Consider the following 16,432-nt stretch of genomic DNA (forward strand, 5'->3'; position numbering starts at 1 on the left):
GCACAAGCACATGCACCGCTACAAAAGCTTCCCACGAGCACGCCGCCCAACCAGGCATGGGGAATGCTCGCATCCGGAAACATATGGCCACTATCAGAAACATCTAACTTCCCGGCGAGCGCCACGGTCACTTTAAAGCGAGCGATCTGCTCGTACTGCCATTCAAAAAGGGGCTGCATGCATGACTCGCGATGATCGTAGTACTCCAACCGGTTCCAATCCCGTCTACCACGACAATGCAGCGGTAGCGCCGCTGCTCAAACGCATATCCTGGAGTGCGGTACTCGCCGGTGTGGTGCTTGCCATGATGGTGTCCCTGCTGCTCAGCCTGCTGGGAACGGCAATCGGCAGCGCCAGTATCGACCCGCTGCAGGAAAACGATCCGGTTTCGGGCATTGGCACTGGCGCAGCCATCTGGGTAGTGGTCAGCTCGGTCATCTCGCTGTTCGTCGGCGGCTGGGCAGCGGGCCGCCTGGCGCAGCGTGAGGGTGCGTTCCACGGGTTGCTGGTGTGGGCCAGCGTGTCGCTGGTCACCGTGTACCTGGTTTCCAGCACCGTAACCGGTATCGTGCGCGGCGGCCTGGACCTCGCCGGCAGCGGCGTATCGGCCCTTGGCAGCGGTATCGCCCAGGTCGCGCCAGCGCTGGGCAGCAGGATTCAGGATGAGCTGCGTGAGCAAGGCATCGAATTCAACCTGGACGATATCCAGGGCGAGCTCGAGCAGGCCATGCGCCAGACCGGCAAGCCGGAGCTGGACCCGGACAACCTGGGTGAACAGGCAGAGGCTGCGCAGCAGGATGCACAGAACACCGCGCAGCGCAGCGTCGACAATCCTGAGCAGGCTACCGAGCAACTCAGCGGTCTGCTCGATCGCATCCAGGCCAAGGGCGACCAGGCATGGGACGCTGCCGACCGCGAGGCGCTGGTCAACCTGATCAAGGCGCGCGGTGACAAGACCGACGCCGAGGCCAACCAGATCGTCGACCAGGCGCAGGCCAGCTACCGTGAGGCCTATGCCAAGTATCAGGAGCTCAAGGCCCAGGCCGAGCAGAAAGCCCGCGAAGCAGCCGAAGTGGCCGCCAAACGCGTGTCCCAGGCCGCCTGGATTCTGCTGATCTCGCTGATCATCTCCGGCCTGGTGGCCGCAGGTGCCGGGGTACTGGGTCGCCGCACGCAGCCGCCGGCCAAGGCGGTCGCTGCCGTCTGATGCACCGCTGCAACGGCTGAAACCAGCCAGTGACGAGCCCGCAACGACCCACCGTCGTTGCGGGCTCGTTCATTTCAGGGTGGTGCTTTTCACTCGGCAGGCGCCAGGCGGCGCTGCACCGCTAGATTTTCACGCAGGCGAACAAAGCATTGCCGGAAGACTGATCCCAGGGCAGCAGCCTGTCGTAATCGTGCTCCAGCACCTGCACGTCGAAATGGGGTTGCAGCAGCGCCTGCAGCTCGGCGAAGGTCACCGCGACCATCGGGTGCTCGTCGTGCCACACCTGGGTCTCTTCTCCACGGGTGCGCTCGATGCTGAGCTTGAGCGACTGCGCCTCGCCCTCCCCGCTGTAGTACCAACCGGACTGGAACCTGAACTGGCTGCCCTCGAAGGTAACGCTGTGGCGGGTGAACAGGCGGTTGTCGATCCTGCTCTTGTCGACCACGTTGAAGCAGAACAGGCCGCCGACCGCGAGCGCTGCGTGCACGCTGGCGATACACGCCTTGAGCCGTTCGACGCCACCGCTGTAGTGGATGGAATACAGAAAGCAAGTGATCAGGTCGACCGGCTCGGCGACCGTGAAACTGCACATGTCCTGCCGGGAAAACGGTGCATTCGGGCACCGTAGCGCGGCCTTGTCGAGCATCGGCTGGTTGATATCCAGCCCACCGCTGCGGTAGCCGGCATCGAGGAAATGCCGCACGTGCGGCCCGGTGCCACAGGCTAGATCCAGGTGCCTGAACCCGCCGTTGCCAAAGATCTGCTGCAGCCGATGCACGCAATGGCTCTGGGCCAGGTAGTCGATGTCGGCACACATCAGATCGTAATGATCGGACAGGTCGGTATAGAGGGCGTTGACGGGCATGGCGACCTGGCGATGAGGGACGATGGCGAGGGTGGCGGATCATAGCCGAAGAACCCGCCGCCGACTTGCCGATATTTACGGCAGGTAGTGGTGAAGCGTTGCCGGCCCGAGCCCCAGGGTGGAAGCCATGCTCTCGCCGGCCCCTCGGCGCGCGATGCCCCCTCGAGCAGCCAGCCGGCCCGGAACGACCGCTGCGCGGCTCCAGGCATATACCGATCAACGGCTCCCTCACGGCAGCATACGCGCCAGCCCACGATGCATTAGACTGCGCGGCAAATCAGCCCCGCCCCTCCTCGCTCCGGTTCGCTTCGATGCCCAAGGCTCACCTCTACCTGATCCGCTATCCGTCAGCCAGCCTGCTGTTCGTGCAACTGCTGGGCATCGTGCTGTACCCGTTCATGGAACGGCTGTCCGAGGGGCGTGCCATCGTTGGTGCATTCGGCATCATCGTGCTGGCGATGTCGCTGCGCATGGTGCGCAGCAGCCCGACCATCCAGTGGATTGCCTTCACCCAGGCAGCCTGCATCCTGGCGCTGACCGTCGCCGTGGAATTCGAATACAACACTGCCCTGGCGATCCTGCTCGCGGCGCTCGAATCCAGCTTTTACTTCTACGCGGCAGGCGGCCTGATCGCCTACATGATGGAAGACCAACGAGCCAGCACCGACGAACTGTTCGCCGTGGGTGCCACCTTCACGCTGCTGGCGTGGGCCTTTGCCCATGCCTTCTCGGTGTGCCAGTTGCTCAGCCCGGGCAGCTTCACGGCGGCGATCAACCCGCAAGCGGAGCGCACGTGGGTGGAACTGCTGTTTCTGAGCTTCACCACACTTTCGGGCGTCGGCCTCGGCGACATCCTGCCGCTGCGCCCCTTCGCCCGCGCGCTGGTGATGCTCGAGCAGTTCGCCGGGGTCATGTACATAGGCCTGGTGGTCACCCGCCTGGTCAGCCTGACGGTTCGCCCGCGGCCGAACTGACGGGCTGGCGCAACGTTCGAGGCCCGGCTCACGCCTCCAGCCCGCAGGGAGCGGGTCGGCAGCGCGGTAAAACCGCCCCGCCGTTTTTTGCAGCGATTTTCCGCTCCGAAACGCCTGCGCCAACGCCTACAATTGCGGTCACGCCGCCGCGCATCATCGGTTACGACACTTCACAGCAGGCCTGACAACACATGGCGCTCGACCCCTTAACCATGTTGACGATCACCATCGCCCTGGCGCTGGCCGCTGCGCTGTACCTGGCGATCGAATGGCACACCGTGCGTGAACCCTCGCTGCTGCTGTGGAGCGCCGGGTTCGCCTTGATCAGCATCGGCTCCACCCTTGCCCTGCTGCGTGGCAGCGGTTTGCTGCTGGTCGGCATCTGGTTCGCCAACGGCCTGCTGATTACCGCGCACTGGCTGTTCTTGCTCGGCGTGGCGCGATTCACCGAAACGCGTCTGTCAGCGGCCTGGTACCTGATCTTCGTCGCCTGGAGCGCAACCCTGCTCCTGCCGGAAGGTCCCGCGTGGTCGAAGGTGATGCTGCTGGCCAATTCCCTGCTGGTGGCGCTGGCCACGCTGCGGGCCAGCCTGTTGCTGCGCCCGCTGGGCAACTCCATGGGCGCGGGTGTGGTGCAACTGCGTTACGTGCTGCTCGGCCACGGCCTGTTCTACCTGGCCAAAACCATCCCGGTGCTGGTGCCGGGCACGCTGATCGACCTGGCGGCGTTTCGCGGCGAGATCATCCAGATTTCCCTGGTGGAAGGTGCGATGGCGATCATGCTGATTGCCCTGTCGATGACCGGCACGGTGCGCTACCGACGTGAAAAACGTATCGAGCGGCTCGCTGCGCGTGACCCACTGACCGCCATGTACAACCGCCGGGCGCTGGAAGCCCGGGCGCCGCGCCTGCTAGGCGGGGTATCGCCCGCGCACCCGGGCGCCCTGCTGCTGATCGACATCGACAATTTCAAGCTGGTCAACGACCTGCACGGGCACAACGCGGGCGACCGCCTGCTGGTGGCGCTCGGCGAGATGATCCGCGTGGCGCTGCCGGAGGGCGCGCTGGCGGCGCGGCTTGGCGGCGACGAATTCGTGATCCTGCTCAGAAACGCCTCCCCCGCGCGCATCCTTGCCCTGGGCGAGCAACTACGCCAGCAGTTCCGTAGCAGGGCCGTCGAAACCTTCGCTACGCCCCAGGCGGTAACCCTGAGCATCGGCGCCAGTCTCTTCGACCAGCCGCCGGCAAGCCTGGCGGCCCTGATCGAGCAAGGCGACGTGGCGCTCTACGAATCCAAGCGCGGCGGACGCGACAGCATCCGCCTGGTGGAGCGCACCACGACCGCTGGCAGGCTCGCGGCCGACGCGTAACGCTCGCTGCGCTAGCCGAGCAGGTTGTCGTCTTCGAAGAAGTCCGAGCTGTCGAAGGCATCGGTGTCGATATCCTCGACACCGGCGTAAGGCGCGTCGTCCAGGCCACCGGCAAAGCTGTCGGTATCCGCTGGCAGGTCTTCGCGGATCACTTCGACGATTTCCTGGGGCTGGTCGTGGTGAAACATGCTGGTCAGCAGATCCGCCACCATCACTCCGCCAGCGACCCCGGCGGCCGTCTGCAAGGCGCCACGCATAAAGCCGCCGCCCTGTGCGGCGGGCGCTACGCCAGAGGTGTTCGCCAGCGGGGCAGCACCCGCCACCGCGCCTGGCGAGAAGCGCGTTTCACCCCAGCCGGCCGGGCGTTGCACAGGGGCGTTGGGCTGCCCGCCACCGAACAGGCCGGCGAGAAAGCCGCCGTTGTTCGAACGCTGGCGGTGCTGCTCGGCGGCCTGAGCCTCCAGCTCGCGCACGCGCTGGTCCAGGCGCTTGATCGCCGCTTCCTGAATCAGCATTGCCTGGGCCATGTAGTACGGCGCCGCGGGCTGGCGAGCCAGGTGAGTCTTGATCCGCGCTTCGGCATCGGTATCGCGTAAGCCGCCCTCGTGCTCGGCCTCCTGCAAGCGGGAAAACAGACCGTCGATCAGGGTTTGCTCTTCGGAATTCATGGGCGCCTCGGTTGAGCCATAGAAGGTAAGCCATCCCTTGCAGCTTGCTGTGCGGCGCGTTGCGCCACCGAATGGGACATAGGACTGACAGGCAAAATTACAAGTTCCAGGCGGCGCACGGCAAAGATTCACGCCCATAGCGCGGATGGGCATAGACAGGTCGAGCCCAGACAACTGGCCTGCTCCGGGGGCCACTATGGTGGGCGACCTTCAGCCCTTCACAGGAGCCAGCCCAATGGCCAACAAACCGCTCACCGTACTGCGCGACACCCAGCCGCTGCCGATCCTCGACGCCTGTAAATGGGAGCGTCTCGAGGGTGAGCCGCATACCGTCAACCTCAACGCCTATACCTCCGATGACGGCAGCAAGATCATGGGCACCTGGATCTGCACACCGGGTAAATGGCGGGTGGACTACGTGAAGTGGGAGTACTGCCACTTCCAGGAAGGCTATTGCATCATCACCCCGGACGGCATGGCGCCGATCCACCTCAAGGCCGGCGACATCTTCGTGGTCGAGCCAGGCATGAAGGGCACCTGGGAAGTGGTCGAAACGGTGCGCAAGTATTTCGTGTTTGCCTGAGAGCACGCCGCTGCGTGGCCCGGGGCGGCAGCTGTTCAGCGCCGCGCCGGTACCGCCCCATCTACGCGGCACAACCGCAACGCCCGTCATGGGCCAGTTGATCCAGCGCAACCGGCAATGGCCGGAGACGCCGGTCGCGCAGGCCCGTGCAGGGTCGCTGGATATGCCGCTTAGCCTGCGCTAATGACTGACGCAACAGCACTAGTAGCAGAGTGCTACGCCAGTGCAGTATCGTGCTGGAGGCCCGTGCATGTACCGTTCGGTAACTGCCAGCCCCCTCTCCATTGCACGACAGCAGGTTGTTTCAATGCCCATCCCGGTCGATCACGGCGATCAAACCCGACGCATGATGCTCAAGACTCTGCTCTGGGTGACGGTATGCTTCGGCCTGCTGTTCTCGATGTTCAATGCCAACCGCGGGCACTGGTTGCTGGCCGGAGTGGAGCTGGCCTACACGCTGATCTCGCTGTACATGCTGATGATCGTTGACCATACACGGCGGTTGCGGGCCATGACCATCGCCTACCTGGTTCCCTTCCTGACGGTGATGATGTTCACCCTGACCATTCCCGACACCTCGGTGGGCATTTTCGCCTGGATCCAGACCGTTCCCATCATTCTCTACCTGCTGCTGGGCCTGCGCCTGGGGCTGATCGGCTCGCTGCTGTTCGTCAGCCTGGGCCTGTACCTGTACATCCACTATCACGCCGACAAGAACACCGAGGACAACTTCGGCTTCTTGCTCGACATCGGCATGGCGACCCTGGCCATCACGATTTTTTCCCATACCTATGAACACGCTCGGGCGCTCACCGAAAAGCGCCTGATCGAGCTGATCAGTACCGACTACCTCACGGGCCTGGCGAACCGTTCGAAGCTGGCCGAGGTGTTCCATCGTGAGCATCATCAGGCCCGCCGCAAGGGCACGCCGCTGGCGCTGGTGTACCTGGACATCGACCACTTCAAGCAGATCAACGACCAGTTCGGCCATGAGGCCGGCGACCAGGCGCTGCGCCATTTCGCTGCGGTGCTGTCGCAGCGCCTGCGCGGCACCGACCTGCTGTGCCGGCTGGGCGGCGAGGAGTTCGCCGCACTCTTGCCCGCCGCCACTGTCGAGCAGGCCACGGCGATTGCCGAAGACCTGCGCATGCGCCTGGCCAATACTCCCATGGTGCTCAATGGAACCTCGCTGCGCATGACGCTGAGTGCCGGGGTGGCCGCCCTCGGTCAGGACGGTGACCGCCTGGACGAACTGATGAGCGCTGCAGATCGACGCACCTACATGGCCAAGCGCGCGGGGCGTGACCGGGTGTTCAGCGACGATCCGCCAGCAGCCCAATAAAACCGAGTGCGTAGCAGCAGCGCGCTCTGCGCTGTGCCTGATGCTCTGCACCAGCGAAAAAGCCGTGGCCAGGCTGGCAGCCCTCAACGGCGCGGCTATGCTCAAACTCCATATATAGTCGCCGCGGATTCCCCCAGGAGCATCATATGGATATCGCCAGCCTGTTTGCCGAGCTGCACACCCTGCCCAGCGTTCCCAAGGTCGCCCAGGACCTGATCCAGCAGTTCGACAACCCCTCCACCAACCTGGAAAGCGTCGCGCGCAACATCGAACGTGACCCGGTGATTGCCGCCAAGGTGCTGCGCCTGGCTAACTCGGCACGCTTTCGCGGCTCGCGGGAAGCCAACAGCGTGGAAGATGCCGCCATGCGTCTGGGCTTCAACACCCTGCGTACGCTGGTGCTGGCTTCGGCGATGACCGGCGCCTTCAAGGTTGACACCGGCTTCGACCTGAAGAGCTTCTGGATTCGCAGCTTTCGCGTCGCCAGCATCGCCCGTGCCCTGGCGCGCCAGCTCAAGCTCGATACCGACGCCGCATTTACCTGCGCGATGATGCACAACATCGGCGAGTTGCTGATCCAGAGCGGCGCCCCGGATTTTGCCCGACGCCTGAACCGTCAACCGCACCGTGACGCGGCCGCCCAGGCTGCCGAGGAAACCCTGCAACTGGGTTTCGGCTACCCCGAAGTGGGCGCCGAACTGGCACGCCGCTGGCAGTTGCCGGCCTTGATCCAGAACGCCATCGCCTACCAGGCCAAACCGGCTCAGGCGCCCGATGGCGGCCAGTACGCGCGCCTGGTCGCGCAGGCCATCCACGTCGAGGAAAGCCTCCAGGCCCAGGGCCTGAGCGACCAGGCCCGTCAGGATCTGGACGGCCCGCTGTTCGAGGAGGTCGACCTGGCCAAGCTGTTCGAGGCCCTGCCAGCGGTGCTCGAAGCCGACAAGGCGTTCGCCGAACTGCTTGGCTGAGAAGCTGCCACCCGGGGCGCCGGCTACAGCAACGCTGCGACACAACGCTGGCTGAGCGAGAGGGGCCAGGGCCGACCAGGTCCGGGCACCGCAGTGCCGGTTGCTGGCACTGCGAGCCCTGAGCCTGCCAGCAATGTCCGCACAGACTCTGAAATCCGTGCGGTGAATCCTCAGGCGTGCCGTTTCCACGCAGATATCAGACTGATAATATCGAATTGCCAGCATGAAAAAATTCCGCCAGCTGACGACAACTATCTCAGGGTGACTCACCCGCCAGACTCGTGACCGAGACGGCGGATCAGCAGGTGTTCATCCAACTACCAACAATGAAGTCACTGACGAGAGCACGACATGCCCACACGCAGCCCGATGTCCACGCGGCTCAAACTCTCCCTGAGCTATGCCGTTCTGATTGCGCTGCTGCTGGTGGTGGCCGGTGCATCTCTTTACCAGCTGGCAGCTGCCAACGACAGCTTCTCGCGCTATATCAACGGCTCGGCTTACCGCGCCAAACTCGCCAGCCAACTGGCCAATGCCGCGCAGGAGCGTGCCATCGATCTGCGCAACCTGGCACTGATCAGCGATCGCGGCGAGCGCAGTGCGCGCACTGCCGCCATCAAGGCAGCGAATGACCTGGTGACCAAGGAGTTGAACGAGCTGGGTCGCCTGATCGACCGTGATCCGGATGTGTCACAGAAGGCCCGTGAGCTGTTCGCGGCCATCAAGGCCGTCGAACAGCGGTACGAGCCAGTGGCCATGCGCATCGCCGACCTGGTATTCGCCGGGCAGGACAGCGTCGCCATCGAAATGATCAGCCAACAGTGCACCCCCCTGCTGGGTGAACTGATCGACGCGATCGGTGCGTACCTGAGCTACACCGAGAACGTTGCCGCTGAGCAAGTGGCGCAGAACGAGGCCAGTTACCGGCAGCAACGCATCCTGCTGTTGGCCATCGCCTTGTTTTCCACCCTGCTCGCCGTGGTGCTTGGCCAGCTGATTACCCGCAGCCTGCTCAACAGCCTGGGCTCGGAGCCAAGCGACCTCGACCGGCTTGCGCAACAAGTCGCCGAGGGTGACCTGCGCCAGCAAGGCGGGTCGCAAAGCAGCCTTGGCGTGCTCGGTTCCCTGCGCAAGATGCAACGCAACCTGCGCGACATGGCCCAACGCATCGACGCATCGTCACAGTCGGTGGCCGCCGCCAGCCAGGAAATGGCTCACTCGAGCCAGCACAACGCCAATGGAGTAGCCCAGGCGCAAATTCAGATCGAGCAGATCGTCACGGCAATCCACGAGATGTCGGCAACCGTCCAGGAAGTCGCCTTCAACGCCGAGACGGCGGCCCAGGCAGCCAGCGAAGCGGACGCCGCGGCCCTGGTCGGTCAGGACAAGACGCGCCACGCCGTCGACCTGATCGGCGAACTGGCGGGGGTCATCGACCGCTCCGCCGAAGCGATGGCACGGCTGAAGCAGGAAAGCGGCAATATCGGCAGCGTGCTCGATGTGATCAAGGCGGTTGCAGCCCAGACCAACCTGCTGGCGCTCAACGCGGCCATCGAGGCGGCACGCGCTGGCGAGGCCGGCCGTGGCTTCGCAGTGGTCGCCGACGAAGTTCGTAGCCTGGCACAACGCACGCAGGGCGCTACGGCAGAAATCGAAACACTGATTGGCAGCCTGCAGCGCATAGCTGACGAAACTGCCAACCACATGCAGCGCTGCCAGACTTCCAGCCGCCAGTCGGTGAGCGGTGTATCGGAGGCTGGCGAAGTGGTGATGCGGATCGTCGGCATGATCGAGCGAATCAATGGCATGAACCAGCAAATCGCCGCAGCGGCCGAAGAGCAGAGCAAGGTTGCCGAAGAAATCAATCAGGGCATCGTCGCAGTACGTGACAGCAGTGCGCAGTCGGCCCAGGCCTTCGCAGCCACCCAGCGCGAGAGCGAGGGCCTGGCCCGGACCAGTGAGGCGCTACGCGAGAACATCAGCCGCTTCCAGCTCTGAGCACCGCTGCTGCGAATGCCGTGCGCGCGTGCGGTTCGATCGGCGCGGGCCTGGAGCGAGCGCCGGGCTCACCGGGCTTGCAGCGCGCTGGCGCTCAGGCGACCTAGCCGCCATCGCGGCTATTGGTGCCCGCCTCGCCTGCGCCGGAGAGGGCCATGATCACGTCGCGTACCACCTTGCGCTGCTGCGCGGGCAGCGCCAGAAACGCCTCGATGGCCTGGCGCTCCGGATAGAACTGCGGGTCTTCCCAGCGCCCACGCTGCTCCCGTGCGGCAAGCGCGGCGCGCTCACCGTAGCGCAGCGCCTGGGGCTCCACCCTCAGCCACTCGGACAGCACCAGCAGCTTGTCCTGAGACGGCATGGCTTCGCCTCTCAGCCAGCGCGACACCGCCTGAAACGTTACCGAGCGGCCCCAATAGCGAGAATTGAACTCTCGCTCCAGTACGGCCGGTCGGTCGGGATACCCGGCTGCGAGCATTGCAGCGCGCAGCCGCTGGGCAAATTCGGTTTTGTCAGTCATGGAAGCGGACGTTAAGTTCCGCATCCATGCTTGGTTGAACCTTCAGTTTCATGGTAAATGAAATTTGTGATTTCATCCGATCCAGGTTCACAGGAAACGGTTCGCCAAGGAAGCGAGGGATGCGCCCAGACCATCTGCTGTTCGAAGGCACGGAAATTGCCGCCCGCTACACAACCGACGACAGCCCCTGGCTGGAAGCCCCGACGCTGTGCACCCTGCTCGGCTACGGAGACTGGCAACTTACCTTGCTGGAGCACTGTTATCCCGCAGACATCCTGTTTGGCGATGGCGAAATACCCCAGGCATTCATCAGCCTGGCCAGCCTGCAGCGCCTCAGCGCTCGCGCGCCTGGCCCGCGTGCAGCGCGTTTGCACCAGTGGTCGAGGGCGCTGTCGGGGCCATGAGCGCAGCGCGCCAGTTCACAGCCCAGGCGCGCGCGGAGCGTTCATCAGCGCATGCAGCACTGCTTGTATTTCTTGCCGCTGCCGCAGCTGCACGGGTCGTTGCGACCCACCTTGGCATCGTCACGGCGCACCGGAAGCAGGGGTTGCAGGTGCTCCTGCCAGTATTGGTAGATCGCCACGGCAGCGGGCTCGAGCATGGCCACCGAAGCATCGTACTCGGCGTCAGACATGGCATTGAGCGCCTGCGCGCCGCTCTCGGCACCGTGCAGGATGATCAACGCCAGTGAAGGTTGCAGCGACTCGGGCAACCCTTCATCGATCCAGCCGGCAGTCTGTGCGCCGCGCAGATAACCGGCGCACCACTCGGACACGATGAGCTTCTCGCCCTTGCCATTGTCGTCGGCCAGGAAGATCGCTTCGTAGTCGTCCGGCTCTTCACCGAGCATGTAAGCGGCTTCGCTCATCAGCTCGATGGCCAGCTTCCTGAAGGTTTCCGCTTCCTTGTCGTTCGGCCAGCGCGGCAACTGCTCGGCCCAGATGGCCGGGTACCAGGTGCCCGGATCGATCTGCCGTGGCCCGGAAACGATCCCGGCAAAGTAGCCATCCAGCTCGCTGGCGGACAGAATCGAGTCATCGTTACCGTACTTGAGCAGCAACTGGTCGAGCTTTTCGAGCCCCTTGTTATCCATCGAGAACGCTCCCCCGCAAAAAAGGCCGCTAATGTCCCACAGATGGCGGCCTGCCAACAGCCTTGTCAGCCGTCCGGCACGTGGCGGGTGCCGATGCCGCAGCGGCCCGGTACAATACGTGGCTAAACCGTGCCCAGAGGGTAGCTGCAACGCCTGCAAGCCCCTCGCTGCCTATAAAGAAAAACCATGTCCCTGCCCAAGAATCACCTGGAACTGCTCAGCCCTGCCCGCGATGTGAGCATCGCCCGCGAGGCCATCCTGCATGGCGCCGATGCCATCTACATTGGCGGCCCGAGCTTCGGCGCGCGGCACAACGCGTGCAACGAAGTCAGTGATATCGCCGGGCTCGTCGAGTTCGCCCATCGCTACCACGCCCGGGTGTTCACCACCATCAACACCATCCTGCATGACGATGAGCTGGAGCCGGCACGCACGCTGATCCACCAGCTCTACGACGCAGGGGTGGACGCCTTGATCGTGCAGGACCTGGGCGTGCTGGACCTGGATATCCCGCCCATCGAGCTGCATGCCAGCACGCAGACAGACATCCGCACCCTGGGCCGGGCCAAGTTCCTCGACCAGGCCGGTTTCTCGCAACTGGTGCTGGCCCGCGAGCTGAACCTGCAGGAGATCCGCGCCATTGCCGATGAAACCGATGCGGCCATCGAGTTCTTCATCCATGGCGCCTTGTGCGTGGCCTTCTCCGGCCAGTGCAATATTTCCCACGCCCAGAACGGCCGCAGCGCCAACCGCGGCGACTGCTCCCAGGCCTGCCGTTTGCCCTACACCCTCAAAGACGATCAGGGCCGCGTGGTCGCGTTCGAAAAACACCTGCTGTCGATGAAGGACAACAACCAGAGCGCCAACCTGCGTGCCCTGGTCGAGGCCGGCGTGCGCTCGTTCAAGATCGAGGGCCGCTACAAGGACATGGGCTACGTGAAGAACATCACCGCCTACTACCGCCAGCGGCTCGACGACATTCTCGAAGACCGCCCGGACCTGGCGCGCGCCTCCAGCGGCCGTACCGCGCATTTCTTCCTGCCCGATCCGGACAAGACCTTCCACCGCGGCAGCACCGACTACTTCGTCACCGACCGCAAGGTCGATATCGGCGCCTTCGACTCACCAACCTTCACCGGGCTGCCCGTTGGCCACGTCGAGAAGGTCAACAAACGTGACCTGATTGCCGTCACCCACGAGCCGCTGTCCAATGGCGACGGTCTCAATGTGCTGGTCAAACGCGAAGTCGTCGGCTTTCGCACCAACATCGCCGAGTTGAAGGAAGAATTCGAGGAAGACGGCGAGAAGCGCTGGCGCTACCGCGTCGAGCCCAACGAAATGCCGGCTGGCATGTTCCGCCTGCGCCCCAACCATCCCTTGAGCCGCAACCTCGATCACAACTGGCAGCAGGCACTGCTCAAGACCAGCGCCGAGCGCCGCATCGGCATTCAGTGGAAAGCCGAGCTGCGCGAACAACGCCTGACACTGACCGCGACCAGCGAGGAAGGCCTGAGCGCCACTGCCAGCCTGGATGGCCCGTTCGGCGCCGCCAACAAGCCGGAACAGGCACTGGACGGCCTGCGTGACCTGCTCACCCAACTGGGCACCACCATCTACCACGCGCAAGGCGTCGAGCTGGATGCACCGCAGGCGTTCTTCGTGCCCAATTCGCAGCTCAAGAGCCTGCGCCGTGAAGCCATCGACTCGCTCACCGAAGCACGCATCGCCGCCCACCCACGCGGCGGCCGCAAGGCCGAAAGCACCCCGCCGCCGGTGTACCCCGAGTCGCACCTGTCGTTCCTGGCCAACGTTTACAACCACAAGGCGCGCGAGTTCTACCATCGCCACGGCGTGCAGTTGATCGATGCGGCGTACGAGGCTCACGAAGAGCTTGGTGAGGTGCCGGTGATGATCACCAAGCACTGCCTGCGCTTCTCCTTCAACCTGTGCCCGAAACAGGCCAAGGGCGTGACCGGCGTGAAGACCAAGGTCGCGCCGATGCAACTGGTGCACGGTGATGAGGTGCTGACCCTCAAGTTCGATTGCAAACCCTGCGAAATGCACGTGATCGGCAAGATGAAGGGCCATATCCTCGACCTGCCCCTGCCCGGCAGCGCGGCGGCCCAGGTGGTCGGGCATATCACCCCTGAAGACCTGATGAAGACGGCACGGCGGCAAGCGCCGCACTGAGTAGCGCTGCATGCGTAGACTCAACGCGTCACCGCTCTATCCTGGTGACGCGCAGCACCACTAGACGGATGCCTTGTATTGCAATCGGGCCTGCGACTACCGCCTATGAACGGGCACAACGATGAGCCCGCGTCGGCCATCAATAAGGATATTGGCGCATGACACGCTGGCTGGATAAACCGTCGATGGACAGCGACGAGCTCATCGACCATGTCATCGAATATTCACAACGCTTCTTCGGCAAGCATTTCTCGCTGATAGCTAAGATCTGCCCACCCTTGTTTGGCTTCGCCATCTTCCTGTTCTACTTCAATCGACACGGGTTCTACCCATCGTTCGACCTGTTCCAGTTTTCATCGCTGCTACTGGCAGCCGCCATCCTTGGCTTCGTACTCATCGGCACTTACGTGCTATTGCTGATGGTGCCCGGCGCCTGGCTGCATTACGGATTTATCAATTCCCCGGCCATCAAAGAGGACCTGCGCTACATCCGACCAGCCAGTGACCGCCAGACCTACCGATTCGTGGCGATCCTGATCGGACTGGTCTATATCGCGCCATTCGCTACTGCTGCGCTCAGCGTTATGTACGTGACGGTAAACCACACACCGTTATTCCAGCCGGCCCTGTTCATGATTCCGGCATTGGTGACGCTGGTCGCGGGGCTGGTGGTGCAAAAGCTGCTGGAGCTACGCCGCTACAGTTTTTTGCGCTACATGTGGTCGGCTTACATTCCGACCGTCATCGTCGCGCTCTTCAGCTTTGTAATCATTCGCGACGCAGCAACCGGCATCGACCGCATCGAAAATGATTGGCTGCGAGCGTGCGTTATCTACGCGACCCCACTGTTGATCAGCCTGATTACCGGATTTTGTGCAATTGGGTTCGTTGCCGGCTGGAGCTTCACCCTGCACTTCGCGACGTTCTTCGCGCTCCTGATAGCCTTCTACAGCGGCCTTTTGACGACACTACCCGAAGAAACCGTTCGCAGCATCGGCCTGGGCAACTACCGGGCAGAACAGATCATTTTCGAAAACGACTACTGCGACGCCGCGACCAGACAAGCCATGGACCTCGACGAGCAGTGCTCCCTAAGAGATGTGAACGTGGTCTGGCTGATGGGTGACACCTTGTCGTTCACGGCTAAGTCAGACAGCCATCAACTGATCCAAGTGCCAGCACGCTACATCAAGACGGTGATCCAGGCGCCGAGGTGAAAGGCAGAAGAACCTTAGGTATCCCCTGCCTTACACGCCTTACACTCACTTCAACTGACTGGCAAAACGCTCCACGGCGGCCAACACCTGCTTGGCGCCCTGGCGGATTTCGACGATCACGTCGCCGGCCTGGTTGGCCAGTTCCAGGCCTGCTTCGGCCTGGGTGCGGCTGCTGGCCATGTCGCGCACGGCGGCGTCCACCAGCTTCTGGTTTTCCTGCACCACGCCGACGATCTCCTCGGTGGCGTTGCTGGTGCGGCTGGCGAGTTGCCGGACTTCATCGGCCACCACCGCGAAGCCGCGGCCCTGCTCGCCCGCACGAGCAGCTTCGATAGCGGCGTTGAGCGCCAGCAGGTTGGTCTGCTGGGCAATGCTGCCGATGGTCTGCACCATGGTGCTGATCAGCACCGACTGTTTGCCCAGGGCCTCGATGCCCTGCGAGGCCGACGTCATTTGCTCGGAAATGCGTTGCATGGTCTCAACCGTATCGGTCACTACCTGCGCGCCGCGCTGGGCGGTCATGTCGGTTTGCTGGGAGATACCGTAGGCAATACCCGCAGCGTCGTTGACCTCTTCCTCGCGACTGACCTGGTCGGTGACCACCGTGGCGAACTTGACCACCTTGTATAGCTTTTCATGGGTGTCGTGGACCGGGTTGTAGGTCGCCTCCAGCCACACTTCCCGGCCATGGCTGTCGATCCGTTTGAATCGCCCGGCGACGAACTCGCCACGGTTGAGCCGCTCCCAGAATTGCTTGTACTGGGGCGAGTGGGTTTCCTGGGCATCGCAGAACATGCTGTGGTGCTTGCCCTTGATGCGATCAAGGCTGTACCCCATGCCATGCAGGAACTGGTCGTTCGCGGTCAGCACGGTGCCACTGAGGTCGAACTCGATTACGGCGGTGGAGCGCAGCAAGGCATTGATGAAATCCTCGTTCTCGCGCGCCTTGTTCATGGCCGCGGTGATTTCCGAGCCCAGGCACTGAATCCGCTTTACCACGCCGCGCTCGTCCAGCACCGGTTGCCAGCAGGCTTGAATCCATACCAACGCACCGTCGGAACGCAGGAAGCGATAGATATCACGCACCGAGCGACCCGCGCTCACCGCCTCGCGCAGGTTCTTGAAACACGGCAGCGTCTTCACGTAAGCCGGCACGATATCGCTCATCGGACGGTTACGCAGGTGCTCCAGGCTGTGGCCGACGAAACGGCTGAAGTTCTCGTTGCAATCGATGACGCGATACTCAGGGTCGATCGTGAGCACGATCATCTCAGCCTGAATCCCCTGGTAGAGCTGGCGCAGGTACGACAGTTCGGCTTCCTTCTCCTGCAATTCCATTTTCAAACGACTACCGAACATGCTTTGTCACTCCGTGCCATTCTTGTTAATAGAGTCATCGGCTGCCCAGGCAATTTATTGAGAGCGCCTCGACAAATA

General features: G+C 63.2%; 16 protein-coding genes and 1 pseudogene. 11 read left to right on the forward strand and 6 right to left on the reverse strand.

What is annotated here, in order from left to right:
- Positions 1-181 precede the first annotated feature (181 nt).
- On the forward strand, positions 182-1,207 hold the full coding sequence (locus tag ACZ0AV_RS05175) for a hypothetical protein (RefSeq protein ID WP_499150045.1): 1,026 nt from the start codon (positions 182-184) through the stop codon (positions 1,205-1,207).
- 121 nt (positions 1,208-1,328) lie between these two features.
- Here ACZ0AV_RS05175 and ACZ0AV_RS05180 read toward each other — a convergent pair whose 3' ends face one another.
- Positions 1,329-2,072, reverse strand: a complete 744-nt coding sequence (locus tag ACZ0AV_RS05180) for a class I SAM-dependent DNA methyltransferase (protein ID WP_499150046.1) — start codon at positions 2,070-2,072, stop codon at positions 1,329-1,331.
- A gap of 311 nt (positions 2,073-2,383) precedes the next feature.
- Between ACZ0AV_RS05180 and ACZ0AV_RS05185 the strand changes: the two genes are divergently transcribed.
- Positions 2,384-3,046 (forward strand): ion channel, encoded by a 663-nt coding sequence (locus tag ACZ0AV_RS05185; protein WP_499150047.1) that lies wholly within the window; start codon positions 2,384-2,386, stop codon positions 3,044-3,046.
- 191 nt (positions 3,047-3,237) lie between these two features.
- A complete protein-coding gene (locus ACZ0AV_RS05190) occupies positions 3,238-4,416 on the forward strand; it encodes a GGDEF domain-containing protein (RefSeq protein WP_499150048.1) in 1,179 nt (392 codons plus the stop codon).
- Between the two features lie 11 nt (positions 4,417-4,427).
- On the opposite strand, the gene ACZ0AV_RS05195 is transcribed toward ACZ0AV_RS05190, so the two are convergent.
- Positions 4,428-5,084, reverse strand: a complete 657-nt coding sequence (locus tag ACZ0AV_RS05195) for a DUF2076 domain-containing protein (RefSeq protein ID WP_499150049.1) — start codon at positions 5,082-5,084, stop codon at positions 4,428-4,430.
- Between the two features lie 235 nt (positions 5,085-5,319).
- Here ACZ0AV_RS05195 and ACZ0AV_RS05200 point away from each other — a divergent pair, with 235 nt between their 5' ends.
- The 5 genes from ACZ0AV_RS05200 (at position 5,320) to ACZ0AV_RS05220 (ending at position 9,975) form a co-directional block, all read left to right on the forward strand.
- Positions 5,320-5,667 carry a cupin domain-containing protein gene (locus ACZ0AV_RS05200; RefSeq protein ID WP_499150050.1) on the forward strand — a complete coding sequence of 116 codons (348 nt, stop codon included), beginning with the start codon at positions 5,320-5,322 and terminating at the stop codon, positions 5,665-5,667.
- The gene (locus ACZ0AV_RS05205; RefSeq protein ID WP_499150051.1) at positions 5,660-5,851 is read left to right on the forward strand and encodes a hypothetical protein; all 192 of its coding nucleotides are present in this window, start codon (positions 5,660-5,662) and stop codon (positions 5,849-5,851) included. Before ACZ0AV_RS05200 ends, ACZ0AV_RS05205 begins: the two co-directional genes overlap by 8 nt.
- Before the next feature lie 123 nt (positions 5,852-5,974).
- A complete protein-coding gene (locus tag ACZ0AV_RS05210; protein WP_499150052.1) occupies positions 5,975-7,009 on the forward strand; it encodes a GGDEF domain-containing protein in 1,035 nt (344 codons plus the stop codon).
- A gap of 146 nt (positions 7,010-7,155) precedes the next feature.
- A complete protein-coding gene (locus tag ACZ0AV_RS05215) occupies positions 7,156-7,977 on the forward strand; it encodes an HDOD domain-containing protein (protein WP_499150053.1) in 822 nt (273 codons plus the stop codon).
- 351 nt (positions 7,978-8,328) lie between these two features.
- Positions 8,329-9,975 (forward strand): methyl-accepting chemotaxis protein, encoded by a 1,647-nt coding sequence (locus ACZ0AV_RS05220; RefSeq protein WP_499150054.1) that lies wholly within the window; start codon positions 8,329-8,331, stop codon positions 9,973-9,975.
- A gap of 103 nt (positions 9,976-10,078) precedes the next feature.
- Here ACZ0AV_RS05220 and ACZ0AV_RS05225 read toward each other — a convergent pair whose 3' ends face one another.
- Positions 10,079-10,495: a transcriptional regulator gene (locus tag ACZ0AV_RS05225; protein WP_499150055.1), complete on the reverse strand. Its 417-nt coding sequence runs from the start codon at positions 10,493-10,495 to the stop codon at positions 10,079-10,081.
- Between the two features lie 119 nt (positions 10,496-10,614).
- Here ACZ0AV_RS05225 and ACZ0AV_RS05230 point away from each other — a divergent pair, with 119 nt between their 5' ends.
- On the forward strand, positions 10,615-10,899 hold the full coding sequence (locus ACZ0AV_RS05230) for a hypothetical protein (protein ID WP_499150056.1): 285 nt from the start codon (positions 10,615-10,617) through the stop codon (positions 10,897-10,899).
- A 44-nt stretch (positions 10,900-10,943) separates the two neighbouring features.
- Here ACZ0AV_RS05230 and ACZ0AV_RS05235 read toward each other — a convergent pair whose 3' ends face one another.
- Positions 10,944-11,588 (reverse strand): YecA/YgfB family protein, encoded by a 645-nt coding sequence (locus ACZ0AV_RS05235; protein WP_499150057.1) that lies wholly within the window; start codon positions 11,586-11,588, stop codon positions 10,944-10,946.
- 186 nt (positions 11,589-11,774) lie between these two features.
- Here ACZ0AV_RS05235 and ACZ0AV_RS05240 point away from each other — a divergent pair, with 186 nt between their 5' ends.
- Positions 11,775-13,778 carry a peptidase U32 family protein gene (locus ACZ0AV_RS05240; RefSeq protein ID WP_499150058.1) on the forward strand — a complete coding sequence of 668 codons (2,004 nt, stop codon included), beginning with the start codon at positions 11,775-11,777 and terminating at the stop codon, positions 13,776-13,778.
- A 158-nt stretch (positions 13,779-13,936) separates the two neighbouring features.
- A complete protein-coding gene (locus ACZ0AV_RS05245; RefSeq protein ID WP_499150059.1) occupies positions 13,937-14,995 on the forward strand; it encodes a hypothetical protein in 1,059 nt (352 codons plus the stop codon).
- Positions 14,996-15,040: 45 nt separating this feature from the next.
- Here the strand turns inward: ACZ0AV_RS05245 and ACZ0AV_RS05250 are convergent, their stop codons facing one another.
- Both ACZ0AV_RS05250 and ACZ0AV_RS05255 read right to left on the reverse strand, forming a co-directional pair.
- Positions 15,041-15,517, reverse strand: a complete 477-nt coding sequence (locus tag ACZ0AV_RS05250; RefSeq protein ID WP_499153298.1) for a methyl-accepting chemotaxis protein — start codon at positions 15,515-15,517, stop codon at positions 15,041-15,043.
- A gap of 60 nt (positions 15,518-15,577) precedes the next feature.
- A pseudogene (locus tag ACZ0AV_RS05255) lies at positions 15,578-16,354 on the reverse strand (PAS domain-containing protein); the annotation flags it as partial.
- Positions 16,355-16,432: the final 78 nt, after the last annotated feature.

The sequence above is a fragment of the Pseudomonas sp. AC532 genome (assembly GCF_979258965.1).